Raw genomic sequence first — 12,825 nt, 5'->3', positions numbered from 1 at the left:
GCGCAATATCAGTCAACCGAGTGGAGCCTCAGTGGCAATTTACGCAAACGCCGCCCGGTCAGCGCGGCAACGGCGTTTGCCACTGCCGGCGCTACCGGTGGCACGGAGATTTCACCAACACCCTGCGGCACATCTCCACCCTGCATCAGTACCGTTTCAATCCGTGGTATTTCATTCATTCTCAGTACAGGATAATCATGAAAATTCGATTGCTGCACCCGTCCGCCCTGAATGCTGATTTCACCGGATAAGGCGGCACTCAGTCCGAATATCACACCGGACTCCAGTTGCTGCTCTACCAGATTCGGATTAACAACCAGTCCGCAATCTGCCACAACCCGTATGCGATGCACCCGGATCTGTCCATCCTGAACTGAAACCAGCGCTGCCATCGCAACAACAGCACCGAAGCAGGCATGCAATGCAATGCCCCATGCCTGAGATACCGGTGCCTTATCCAATCCATCGCCCAGACGCTTCAGCACTGCCTCATGACGGCTACCAGCTTTCAGATGGCGCAGCCGGAATACGACCGGATCAACGCCCGCTGTATGTGCCAGCTCATCCATAAAACACTCTTTAAAGAATGCGTTATGTGAATGTCCGACTGAGCGCCAGTAACCGACAGGCACGTCCGAATGCACGATGGCATGCGCAATTTGCTGATTCCTGATCTGGTAACACAAATCATACTCACCTTCCGCAGTGGACTTATCCGGTCCCATTCCGGGCAAGCCGAGTAAGCGTTGCGTGAACTGATGTGCGATCGATGCGGATGCTGACAGGTTTTCCCATGCGGCGATAGTGCCATCTTCATTCAGCGCGGCATGAAAACGTGCTATCGCAGCAGGTCGGTACATGTCGTGCTGCATATCATCGCTGCGACTCCAGATTAACTGCACAGGCAGGCCTTTAACTGTCTTCGCAATTGCGATGACCTGCCGCACCATATCTGCCTCAAGTCTGCGGCCGAATGCGCCACCGGCCGGCAACTCGTGCAGCACGATATTCTGCACCGGTAAACCGGTCAGATGCTGCGCCAGCTGATATACCACGGTTGGCACCTGCGTCGCTCCCCAAAGCTCCAGCCTGTCGCCATGCAGATGTGCGGTAAAACTCACCGGCTCCATCGCTGCATGTGCCAGAAACGGCGCGCTGTATTCGGCTTTCAGGATGCGCCGCCCCTCAGGATTCACCAGCACACCGCGTGCATCGCCCTGGTAGTGATACACATGTGCAGCCGCCGGCGTCAGCGCCTGCTCCAGTTGCGTACGGATTTTTTCTGAACTGAGATTCGCATCCCCACCGCGCCAGACAACAGGCAATGCATCCGCAGCCTGCCGTGCCTGCCAGTAACTTTCAGCAACCACCGCAACACCCGGATAACCGCCGTGCCCGACATCTGCGGATACATCCACCACTGCCCGGATGCCGGGACGCTGACGGATTGCCTCGGCATCCATACTGGCCAGTTGCTGACCAAACCGCTCCGGCATTCGAATCGCCGCGAACAACATGCCCGGCAAACGCACATCGATGCCAAATGTGGTTTGCGCATGACTTTTGGCAAATGCATCCAGCCTTTGTTGCGGTTTACCAATCAGACGAAATGCGCTGGCTGGTTTCAGTTGCACAGTGCTGACCTGCTGCTTTGCAGCGTCCTGCGCCAGCTCTGCATAAGAAAATGATTGCTGCTGATACCAGACCCGCCCGTCCCTGGCGGAACAGACATCCGCTGCGACTTTCCAGCGTTCTGATGCAGCCTGCACCAGCACACTGCGCGCCAGCGCACCTGCTTCACGCAAACCCTGCCAGGCATCGCGGATACCGGATGATCCGCCGGTCAGTTGCAAACCGATTTCACGCGCTGTTTTCAGCATCAGCCAGTCTGTAAGACGACGCGACAGGCTGTCGTCGTCCGGATGAAACGGCAGCATATCCACGACTGCGGTCAGATTGGCGTAGATCGGGTCCGGTGGTGCATGTTGTACGCGCACTTGCGACAGGCTGACTTCCAGTTCCTCGGCGACCAGCATCGCCAGACCGGTATGAATGCCCTGCCCCATTTCGGTTCTGTGTACCATCACAATGATTTGTCCGTCGGGCGCAATCTGCACCCAGCCATTCAGGGCAACCGATTGCGCGGAAGGATCAGAAAAAGCAGCGTGTAAGCGCTGACGAGGTGGTAATGCGGCCCAGCCACAAGCGAGTGCGCCACCGGCTCCCAGCAAACCAAGCAACAGGCGGCGGCGCGGACTAAAACCTTGTTTCATCTGTGGTCTCCGTTATTATTGTTTTGCACTGCTGTTATACGTCCGGCGGATCTGATGCCGGAACATTTTTTATGACTGACGACGCGGATAACCTTCGGCCAGTATGCGGGTCCATACCGCATCTTTTTCAGCCTGATTCATAAACACCCACTGCGCCACCTCGCCGACAGTACGGCCGCAACCGCGGCAAATATCATCAAACAAAGTGGAGCACACCGCGACACAGGGTGTATCGGGGCGTTGCTGCGGGTCATTCCAGGGGTGCGACATACTTTTTCCTTAACTACTGCCAGCCGGTGACGAAGTTTCCGGGTGGTATTTGTGATTCCGAACGAATATAGTACTTGAAGTTACTGAGAAGTGCGGCAAGGCATATTCGCTTTAGAGCGTTCCGGCAACAGTCATACCGTATTGGCTAAAGCCGGAAAACCGGTACGCTGATTGACACAGCATAGCCAGTCTTGGGACAATTCTGTCTTGATGGAAACGCATTCTATGGTTGACACCCACTGTCACACCGCCGTATTCAGCATACTTTTCTGTCGGCACCCTGCCAGACAGCCCTCCGGTTTCACCCCTTGCAGTACAAAAAATTCAAAGGTTTTACCATGGCAAAAGACTTTATCCAGACCCTGATCCTGCTGATCCTGGTCACTGATCCGTTCGGCAACGTGCCGATTTTTGTTTCCGCGCTGGCCCATGTGCCGCCGCAACGCCGCTGGCGTGTGATCGTGCGTGAATGCGCGATTGCATTTGGCCTGCTGCTGTTATTCATGTTCTTCGGCAAGGCTTTCCTGAATCTGATGCAGTTGTCCGAAGTGTCGATTCGTATCGGTGGCGGTGTGATTCTGTTCCTGATTGCGCTGCGCATGGTATTCCCGCAGGAAGGCGGTGTGTTTGGTGATGCGGAAAACAATTCCGAACCCTTCATCGTACCGCTCGCCATTCCGGCGCTGGCGGGCCCGTCTTCACTGGCAACTGTGATGCTGTTCTCTTCTGACAGCACACAGGAAATGACCATCCATCTGGCAGCACTGATTGCGGTAGCGATTGTCTGGCTGGTGGTATTGCTGGGCGCAGAGCGTATGCAGCGTATTCTAGGCGCAAAAGTAATGACTGCGTTCGAACGTCTGATGGGTTTGATTCTGGCAGCGATGTCGATCGAAATGCTGCTGGCCGGTATCCGCGAATACCTGAAAACACTGAGCTGATCAGCACTTACGACAGCACAGCAATTCAGCATAAAACAACGCCACCTTCGGGTGGCGTTGTTGTTACTGCAGACCTTAGCCGGTTGCAGCTAGTGGCTGGTGATCGTTGTCTGGCGCCACGTTGCACATGCTTGTTCCTTCATGCGATCAGATCCAGCCATTATGCAGAACACCGCATTTGATGATTTTCAGACCTACCCGCTCGCCCAGTGTTTCTGCGGACGTCCGTCAAAAATGCCCTTTTTTCTGTGCAGGACTCCGCATTTGGGCTATTTTCGGGCTGCACCAGCCGCATTCAATCGCATTCAGTCGCATTCAGTCGTTTCAGCCGCTTTAGCCTGTAATGCCCTGTTCACGCAATGCCTGAATCTCAGCGTCGCTGTAACCAAGCGATTGCAGAATCGCTTGGTTGTGTTCGCCAAGCTGTGGCCCCATCCAGCGCGTACCGCCGGGCGTTGCCGACATTTTTGGTGTTACTGCCGGTAATTTGACCGGCGTGCCGTCGCTGAACTGATGCTGCTCGAACATATTCCGCGCCAGGAACTGCGGGTCCTGCAGCATATCGCGCACCGAAAAAATTTTACTGACCGGCACATCGGCAGCCCGCAGAGTGGCCAGCGCAGCATCCACGGTCTGCGTACTGCACCACTCCTGAATCGCCTGATCAATCTCTGCCGTGCGCGGCACGCGACCATCGTTGCGCGCCAGTTGAGTATCATGCGCCAGATCAACGCGACCGATTGCCAGCATCAGTCGATGAAAAATCGCATCGCCATTACCGGCAATGACCAGATTGCCACCCTCCTGTGTCGTGTAAGTGTTCGACGGTACGATGCCCGGCAAAGCGCCGCCGGTACGCTCACGCACCACACCTGCCACATCGTATTCCGGCACCAGCGATTCCATCAGATTGAACACGGATTCGTACAAGGCCACATCCACCATTTGCCCTTGTCCGGCCTGCATCTCAGCACCAGTCTTGCCATTCCAGCGGCCGCCGGTCACATCACGGTGGCGCAACGCCATCATCGCGCCAATCACCCCGTGCAGTGCGGCAACGGAATCGCCGATCGAAATACCAACCCGCACCGGCGGGCGGTCTGCATGACCGGATACATAGCGCAAGCCGCCCATCGATTCGCCAACCGCCCCGAAGCCCGGCATATCACGCATCGGACCGTTCTGACCGTAACCGGACAGACGCACCATGATCAGCGCCGGATTCAGTGCGCGCAATTCTTCATAACCCAGCCCCCATTTTTCCAGCACACCGGGGCGGTAGTTTTCGATGATGATATCGGCCTGCAGCGCCAGTTCACGGGCAATCTGACGCCCCTGCTCCGTTTTCATGTTCAGCGTCAGGCTTTGCTTATTGCGCGCCTGCACACTCCACCACAGCGAAGTGCCATCTTTCAGCACACGCCACTGGCGCAAGGGGTCACCACCTTCCGGCGATTCGATTTTGATCACGTCGGCACCGAATTCCGCCAGCATGCGGGAGCAGAAAGGTCCGGCGATCAGCGTGCCAAGTTCCAGCACACGGATGCCTGCCAAAGGTCCTGTTGTCGTCATGGTTCTTCAGAAAAAATAGAGTAAGCGCCGGCGTTCGCGTTGCAGATTGTGTCTGGCCTGCGCTTCCAGCTTCTGGCGGAAATACGGGGTAAAGTAGAGTTCGCTGCGTGCCAGAAATTTTTTTAAAACAGCGGCACGGCCTAAACGATAGGGAATGGCGGCAACCCATGCATATTCTTTGCGGATTGCCGCTGCGTAATGACGGTACTGCGTGGGCGGCAAGCCCAGCACCGATAAATCAAGATCGAGAAACAAAGCCGCATCCGGCACATGTGCTGCAAGCTGCAACTGGTGGCTGGCGGTCGCCAGAATACAGGCGCGCACAGCATCGCAGCGTTCCGCACTGAATCCGGCCTGTTGCATCCACTGCACTGCAAGTTCTGCACTGCGTGCTTCGTTATCTTTTGCTTTCGGATCGTAAATCAGATCATGAAACCAGATTGCCAGCTTCAGCACGGCTTCGTCATGCACAGCAAGCGGCGTTTGTGTGAGGTGCCGCAGCATCGCGGCGATGTGCGAAAAATTGTGATAAGCGCGGTGCGGTTCGGTATAACACTGATGCAATTGTTGCCAGCCTGCCTGCGCAGTATCAGATGGCACAGCCAGTTGCTGCATCAGCGCAAACCAGGCTTCTGATAAGGCGCTGTGCTCGTGCATAATCAGGCAGGACGACGGTCCAGTAAGGCGCGGGCGATAGTGCCCGGATCGACGTATTCCAGCTCACCACCGGCAGGTACACCACGTGCAATACGGGTGACTGCGATGTTGCGGGCTTTCAGGGTTTCGCTGATGTAATGCGCGGTCGCTTCACCTTCGCTGGTGAAATTGGTCGCCAGCACCACTTCGCGCACTTTGCCGTCACTGGCGCGCTGCATCAGCTTATCGAAAAAAATATCACGCGGCCCGATACCATCAAGTGGCGATAAGCGCCCCATCAGCACGAAGTACAAACCTTTGTACATCAGGGTTTGCTCTATCATCATCTGATCTGCCGGGGTTTCCACCACGCACAGCAGGGATGCGTCGCGCTCAGGATCAGAGCAGGTTTCGCACAAGCCGGTTTCGGTATAGGTATTACAGGAAGAACAGTGATGGATTTGTTGCAGGGCATGCAGAATCGCATGCCCCAGGGTATCCGCCCCTTCCCGGTCATGCTGCAGCAAATGATAGGCCATACGCTGCGCTGACTTCGGCCCGACACCGGGCAGACAGCGCAACGCATCCGTCAGAGCTTCCAGACTGCCCGGACGTTTCTTCATCAGAATGGCATTTTGAAGCCGGGTGGCAGTGGCAGACCAGCGGTCAGCGATGCCATTTTTTCCTGAGAAGTGGCTTCGGCTTTGCGCACTGCATCGTTGAATGCTGCCGCAACCAGATCTTCCAGCATATCTTTGTCATCTGCCAGCAGGGACGGGTCGATGGAAACACGTTTCACATCGTTTTTGCAGGTCATGACCACTTTCACCAGACCGGCACCGGACTGGCCTTCGACTTCGACCAGCGCCAGCTGATCCTGCGCTTTTTTCATGTTGTCCTGCATTGCCTGCGCTTGTTTCATCAAACCGGCCAGTTGATTTTTCATCATGTTGAATACTCCTGCTAAAAAATTAGTGTGTGCGGTCGACTGGCTTCACGCTGCCAACCACCAGTGTTGCGCCAAATTCGCGCATCAGACGCTGTACAAAAGCGTCATCCCGAATCGCTTGTTCTGCCTGTTGCTGACGCGCTTCCCGTGCTGCAATCGCCGCTGCATTCGCAGTCAGCGCCACCGCGCCGGTTTCATGTTCGACTCTGACCGGACGCTGGAAACGCTCACTGAGCGCCGCTGCCAGTTTTTCATCGCTGCCGGCAGACAACAAAGTGGCGACCGGCACACGGATTTTAAAGACAAACATTTGCCCGTCAGCACGACAATGTACCAGCTCACTCTGATGTGCCAGCTGCTGCGCAATACCGCGAACCGGCAAGGCCGCTGCCAGCGCAGGCCAGTTACCATCCCAGTCCAGCTCAGGCACCGGGGCGCGCCATAATACACGATCCGCCGCTGCGCTCTCAACCGGCGTCCGTGCGACCGGCGTTGCGGCTACAGGCTGGCTGATCTCATCTTCCGGAAATGCCGGCGGCATGTCGCTCGTATCCGGCATTTCCGCGTAATCTTCCCACGGCGGCGGCAAATCATCCATGCCGACCGGCATTCCCTGCCCTGCTGCCGGTGGCGGCACAGGACGGGCTGGCTGAACTGTTGGAACCGGCGCTGACGCCTCTGTTTGTGGTGGCGATTCAGTCGCTGGCGCTGGCACAGGTGCGCGAACCGGTTCAGGAACCGCAGGCGCAGGTACAACTACAGCAGGTGGCTGAACCACGGGCGCAGCAGCGACCGGAACACTTGCCGAACTTTCCGATACTGGCGTTGGATCAGGAGCAGGCGCTTTCGGCGGCATAGCCGGCATCTCTGGCACCGGTTTTCCTTCAGCTTTCGCTTTGCTGGCCGCCTGCGCAGCACGCAAAGCCGCCATCGCCGGACTCAGGGGCTTGCCATCCGCTTTCACTGCTGGCGCAGCTACAACCGGTGAGGCAACTGCAGGTGCTGCAGCCGGAGAAGCTGCTGCTACCGGCACGGCCGCTTGCGCCGCCTGCCGGACTGGTGATACAGCAGCAGGTGATTCGTTGCGGGGTGCCCGTATCGCTGCCTGATCCGGACTACCCGCGGGCTTTCCCGGCGGTAGCGGTCCTGCGTCACGCACGGGGCCGGAATTAGGGGCAGATGCGGCATTCTGCATATAGATCTGGCTGTCGACCGGACGGAAAGCGAGCATCCGCAACAGCGTCATGCTGAAACCTGCATACTCATCCGGTGCCAGCCCCAGTTCGTTGCGACCATGGACTGCGATCTGATAAAACAATTGCACATCTTCACGACTGAACATGCCCGCCAGTCGCAGCAAATCTTCACGCTCAGGCAAATCTTCCGCCACAGCTGCCGGCACCACCTGCGCAATCGCGATCTGGTTCAGCATGCTGCCGAGATCCTGCAAGGCATTTTTGTACGACAGACTGCGCACCGCCATTTCATCGGCCACTGCCAGTAAAGCCTGTCCATCCTGTGCTGCCAGCGCATCCAGCAAACGGATCAGATAAGACTGATCCAATGCACCGAGCATACCCTGGACTGACTCCAGACTGACTTTTCCGGCGGAATACGCAATCGCCTGATCGGTCAGCGATAACGCATCGCGCATCGAACCATGCGCACCCTGCGCCAGCAAACGCAAAGCAGGCGGATCGAATTCGATGTTTTCCTGACCAAGAATATTTTCAAGGTGACCAACGATGTGGCCGGGTGGCATCTGTTTCAGATTGAACTGCAGGCAGCGCGACAATACTGTGACCGGAATTTTCTGCGGATCTGTTGTCGCGAGAATGAACTTCACATGCTCCGGCGGTTCTTCCAGCGTTTTCAGCATCGCATTAAACGCATGGTTGGTCAGCATGTGCACCTCGTCGATCATATAGACCTTGAAGCGCGCATTGGACGGCGCGTAAATCGCCTGCTCCAGCAGTGCCGCCATTTCATCGACGCCACGGTTAGAGGCCGCATCCATTTCGATGTAATCGACAAAGCGGCCGGCATCGATCGCAACGCAGGCTTCGCATTGCCCGCACGGACTGGCGGTGACGCCTTTTTCACAGTTGAGCGATTTAGCCAGAATCCTCGACAGCGTGGTTTTTCCCACACCCCGGGTTCCGGTAAACAGATAAGCGTGGTGCAGACGCTGCTGTTCTAAAGCATGCGTCAAGGCACGTACGACGTGTTCCTGTCCGACCAGCGTTTCAAAACTTTTCGGACGGTATTTTCGGGCGAGTACTTGATATGACATCCTGCGATTTTAACCTATTCAACCCGCATCAAAGTGAATAATGATGCATCAGCCACAGGACAAAAATAAGTGCTTACGCCACATTACGTTCTTTTGACACACGGATCGCATCTTCATTTTCCGCAGAAACGACCGGCACCTGCTCAAGATAGATTTCCAGACGCGCCAGCAATTCATCCCTCTGACGCAATTCCTGACGCAGCGCATGCAATTCACGGCTCAGCGCACGAATATCTGCATGCAATTCCTGCTCCAGCTCTTCCTCTTCCTCTTCAACAAACAAAGCGGCAATATTCGCGGTCACAATCGAGAACATGGCGTAACCGAGCAGTACGATAAAGACCGCAAAAATTTTAGAAGCAGCGGTCGAAGGCACGATATCGCCGTAACCTACGGTCGCGATAGTGGTGAACGCCAGCCAGACACCATTGGCATAACTATGCACATTCGGCTCCAGCCAGTAAAAACCAGCGCCAGCCGAACACAGCATCACGATCGCCAGCCCGATGACCTGCACCAGATGACTGGGGCGCATATGCTGCAGAATCAGCATCGCAAAGCGAAGAACAATGGCAGCACACAGACCAAGCCGCATGATCCATTCTGCGGTACTCCAGCTTTGCGCCGGTGCCAGCAGACTGATGACACACCCAGCAGCGATACCCAGATCCAGCATCAGCTTTCCGTGCCGGCGGGATGACCATCGGTTACGCCGCCATTGCAGCATCGCATCGGTCACAATCAGTACCGCAGCAATGCCGTAACAAGCTCTCCCTGCAGCACGGAATAAATCAGTGTCACCTGCAAGTTCCAGATAAAAACCCGGAATCGTGATCATTAAACCCAGCAACAATAAGGGACGGCTGAGCCAGGCCACGAAACGCTGAGTCACCGGCAGCATATTCTGCTTGTCATTCATTCGGGATTTTCGTTTTTTTGCGACCACGCTTTACCTGCCAGAAGAAAATTCTCAGAAAACACAGCAAGCCATCAGCCTGCCTTAAAGCATCATAGCAAGCCGCTTTCACCTTCATCAAAAAACACGCTGCTTTGTTATTTCACCGCAACAAAGCAGTGCCATAAAACAAGACAGCGCAGCCGTTCCGGTCTGCGCTGTCTTGTTTTATGGCTTCAGATTTCAGTTATCAGCGATACATCATCAAAAGTCCTGTGATTATTTATAGGCCCCGCAACCAACCAGGTAATTTTCATGTTTTTCAACATACGATGATTTTGGCTCCAGCGCTTTCGTCACCGGATTCGGCCACGGATAATCCACCCAGCCACTGCCTTTTTTATTGACGGTATCGATCATTTCACGAATAATAAATTTGTCACCGGCTTTCATATCCAGTAAGACCTTGCCCTGCATCTTTGGATTCGCACCATGAGCCAGATTCACGCCATTCAGGTCATACACGAACAAATATAAATCTTTGTCGTGAAAATCTTTATTAGACGCATTCGCAAATTCAGCAAACGCTTTTTCTTTACCAACCTGTTTAATATAGGCGATACCCTTTTTCACCATAGCCTGCGCTTGCTCTGTCGTACCGCGCTCCTGTGCCGATGCGGAACCGGTTGCCATCACAGCCAGCGCTGCCATCACAAACATTCTGCGGAATAACTTCATCGTCTCCTCCTGTCAGTTGTTTTAACAATGAGACTAAGCATATCCAGCTGGCAACATCGCAGCAAGGAAAAAACATGTGCAAACGCACAAGCAAAAACATTGCTTGAGAAATATCAGAAACCCTGATGGAGACTGAGCAGTTGGGAAATTACAGGGAAAGTTGCGAAGAAAATCGCTGAGAAAATGAAGAGGTGGCGAGCCTGATCTGCGGCACTTGCGGGATGCGGCTATGGCTGCTTCGTTCCCGACCTGACCAGGTTAACCACGCCACAATGCGCAGGGGCCCGCCAGTCGTCCATTATAGCGGATAACGGCACCGGCGGGAAGTCAGTTACGGCAAATTACAAACCCAGCTCCTGCCAGATCTGATCGACACGTTTTTTTACTGCATCATCCATAGTGATCGTCGTACCCCATTCACGGCTGGTTTCGCCCGGCCATTTATTGGTGGCGTCAATCCCCATCTTGCTGCCCAGCCCGCTGACCGGCGATGCGAAATCCAGATAGTCAATCGGTGTGTTATCAACCATGGTGGTATCACGCACCGGATCAACCCGCGTCGTGATTGCCCAGATCACTTCTTTCCAGTCACGGATATTGACGTCTTCATCCACCACCACAATAAACTTGGTGTACATGAACTGACGTAAAAAACTCCAGACTCCGAACATGACACGTTTTGCATGACCTGCGTAAGACTTCTTCATTTGCACGATCGCCATCCGGTAACTGCAACCTTCGGGCGGCAAATAGAAATCGGTGATTTCCGTGAACTGCTTTTGCAGCAAAGGAATGAACACTTCATTCAGTGCCACGCCCAGCACCGCAGGTTCATCCGGCGGTTTGCCTGTATAGGTGGAGTGGTACACAGGATCGCGGCGCATGGTGATGCGGTCAATTGTGAACACAGGGAACCAGTCCTGCTCATTGTAATAACCGGTGTGATCACCATAAGGTCCTTCAAGCGCATGCTCAAAGCCAGTCGGATGATTTTCATCCGGATAAATATGGCCTTCCAGTACGATTTCCGCAGAAGCCGGAACACGTAACTCACTGCCAATCGCTTTGGTTAATTCCGTGCGACTACCGCGCAGCAAACCGGCAAACTGATATTCAGACAAGGTATCCGGTACGGGCGTTACCGCCCCGAGTATCGTCGCAGGATCAGCGCCCAGCGCTACCGCAATCGGATAAGGCTTTCCCGGATTCTGCAAACAATGCTCACGAAAATCCAGCGCGCCACCGCGATGCGCCAGCCAGCGCATAATGACTTTATTCCGCGCAATCACCTGCTGGCGATAAATACCAAGATTCTGACGCTTTTTATTGGGGCCTTTAGTAATCACCAGACCCCAGGTGATCAGCGGTGCTGCATCTCCCGGCCAGCAATGCTGAATCGGCAAACGCGCCAGATCAACATCATTACCTTCCCAGACAATTTCATGACAGGAAGCGCCACGCACTTCTTTCGGCGCCATATCCCATACCGCCTTTACCAGCTTCCCCATACCCAGAACATCTTTCAGTCCTTTTGGCGGTTCCGGCTCTTTCAGCGCTGACAGTACATGTCCGATCTGACGTAAATCACTGAGGTCTTCCGCGCCCATACCCAGCGCCACACGGCGCGGCGTACCGAATAAATTAGCAAGTACAGGAATGCTATGCCCTGCCGGACGCTCAAACAAAATGGCAGGACCTTCCGCTCTTAAAGTACGGTCACAAATTTCTGTCATTTCGAGGTGCGTCGAAACCTCTGTTCTGACTCTTTTCAGCTCGCCCAGTGTTTCCAGCTGGGCCATAAAATCTCTCAGATCCGCGTATTTCATCATTTTTTAACGTTCTTTTTTGGTTTTCGTCCGACTTACCAGCAAATTTTCATAAGTGATTGATTTTATTGCTTTTTGCTGTTTTCATGAAGTTTTCATTATACCTAAAAGTTATAGAAAATATTTTTGATAGTATTGACGATGCATAAAACCGCTCCTACAATGCGCCCAACTTGATGAAGAAATGAGCAGTTCCGGCAAAGCTATCTCTGGGCGACGCCGCCATAACGGTAACATCAAACATGGGAATTCGGGTCCCGCCTCACATTGTAAGGAGAGTTTCAAAAGGCGTCTGCCTTCACCCGAAACAGTAAAAGATCACTGGTAGCGACCAGTGTGCAACCTGACAAGTTGACGAGATCTTTTGCTCCGGCGTCTTGCTGTTGCGCCCGCAACCATGACGGTGTTTCTGATACGCGAATTTTGCATTAC

At 54.4% G+C, this 12,825-nt stretch carries 11 protein-coding genes and 1 other RNA gene; 1 reads left to right on the top strand and 11 read right to left on the bottom strand.

Annotated features, from left to right (window positions below):
* Positions 1 to 8: 8 nt before the first annotated feature.
* Positions 9 to 2,273: a xanthine dehydrogenase family protein molybdopterin-binding subunit gene (locus tag KDM89_RS12510; RefSeq protein ID WP_212688265.1), complete on the bottom strand. Its 2,265-nt coding sequence runs from the start codon at positions 2,271 to 2,273 to the stop codon at positions 9 to 11.
* A gap of 69 nt (positions 2,274 to 2,342) precedes the next feature.
* On the bottom strand, positions 2,343 to 2,543 hold the full coding sequence (locus tag KDM89_RS12505) for a DUF1289 domain-containing protein (RefSeq protein WP_189358074.1): 201 nt from the start codon (positions 2,541 to 2,543) through the stop codon (positions 2,343 to 2,345).
* A gap of 338 nt (positions 2,544 to 2,881) precedes the next feature.
* Between KDM89_RS12505 and KDM89_RS12500 the strand changes: the two genes are divergently transcribed.
* A complete protein-coding gene (locus KDM89_RS12500) occupies positions 2,882 to 3,484 on the top strand; it encodes a MarC family protein (protein WP_189358075.1) in 603 nt (200 codons plus the stop codon).
* 333 nt (positions 3,485 to 3,817) lie between these two features.
* On the opposite strand, the gene KDM89_RS12495 is transcribed toward KDM89_RS12500, so the two are convergent.
* The 9 genes from KDM89_RS12495 to ubiD form a co-directional block, all read right to left on the bottom strand.
* Entirely contained in the window at positions 3,818 to 5,056 is a 1,239-nt protein-coding gene (locus KDM89_RS12495; RefSeq protein ID WP_212688264.1) for a CaiB/BaiF CoA transferase family protein, read from the bottom strand.
* A gap of 6 nt (positions 5,057 to 5,062) precedes the next feature.
* On the bottom strand, positions 5,063 to 5,713 hold the full coding sequence (locus KDM89_RS12490) for an HD domain-containing protein (protein ID WP_212688263.1): 651 nt from the start codon (positions 5,711 to 5,713) through the stop codon (positions 5,063 to 5,065).
* Between the two features lie 2 nt (positions 5,714 to 5,715).
* On the bottom strand, positions 5,716 to 6,315 hold the full coding sequence (recR, locus tag KDM89_RS12485) for a recombination mediator RecR (RefSeq protein WP_212688262.1): 600 nt from the start codon (positions 6,313 to 6,315) through the stop codon (positions 5,716 to 5,718).
* Entirely contained in the window at positions 6,315 to 6,641 is a 327-nt protein-coding gene (locus tag KDM89_RS12480; protein WP_189358079.1) for a YbaB/EbfC family nucleoid-associated protein, read from the bottom strand. Before KDM89_RS12480 ends, recR begins: the two co-directional genes overlap by 1 nt.
* 22 nt (positions 6,642 to 6,663) lie before the next feature.
* Entirely contained in the window at positions 6,664 to 8,934 is a 2,271-nt protein-coding gene (locus KDM89_RS12475; RefSeq protein ID WP_212688261.1) for a DNA polymerase III subunit gamma/tau, read from the bottom strand.
* A 73-nt stretch (positions 8,935 to 9,007) separates the two neighbouring features.
* The gene (locus tag KDM89_RS22510) at positions 9,008 to 9,853 is read right to left on the bottom strand and encodes a potassium channel family protein (protein ID WP_230427839.1); all 846 of its coding nucleotides are present in this window, start codon (positions 9,851 to 9,853) and stop codon (positions 9,008 to 9,010) included.
* A gap of 255 nt (positions 9,854 to 10,108) precedes the next feature.
* Positions 10,109 to 10,567, bottom strand: a complete 459-nt coding sequence (locus KDM89_RS12465; RefSeq protein ID WP_230427838.1) for a cache domain-containing protein — start codon at positions 10,565 to 10,567, stop codon at positions 10,109 to 10,111.
* Positions 10,568 to 10,757: 190 nt separating this feature from the next.
* An RNA gene (ffs, locus tag KDM89_RS12460) (signal recognition particle sRNA small type) lies at positions 10,758 to 10,856 on the bottom strand.
* A gap of 52 nt (positions 10,857 to 10,908) precedes the next feature.
* Positions 10,909 to 12,393: a 4-hydroxy-3-polyprenylbenzoate decarboxylase gene (gene ubiD, locus KDM89_RS12455; protein WP_212688398.1), complete on the bottom strand. Its 1,485-nt coding sequence runs from the start codon at positions 12,391 to 12,393 to the stop codon at positions 10,909 to 10,911.
* Positions 12,394 to 12,825: the final 432 nt, after the last annotated feature.

This window comes from Cognatundibacterium luofuense (assembly GCF_018139685.1).
GTDB classification, from domain to species: domain Bacteria; phylum Pseudomonadota; class Gammaproteobacteria; order Burkholderiales; family Burkholderiaceae_D; genus Undibacterium; species Undibacterium luofuense.
The sequence above is the reverse complement of the archived record's forward strand: the minus strand, read 5'-3'. Positions and strand labels throughout refer to the sequence as shown.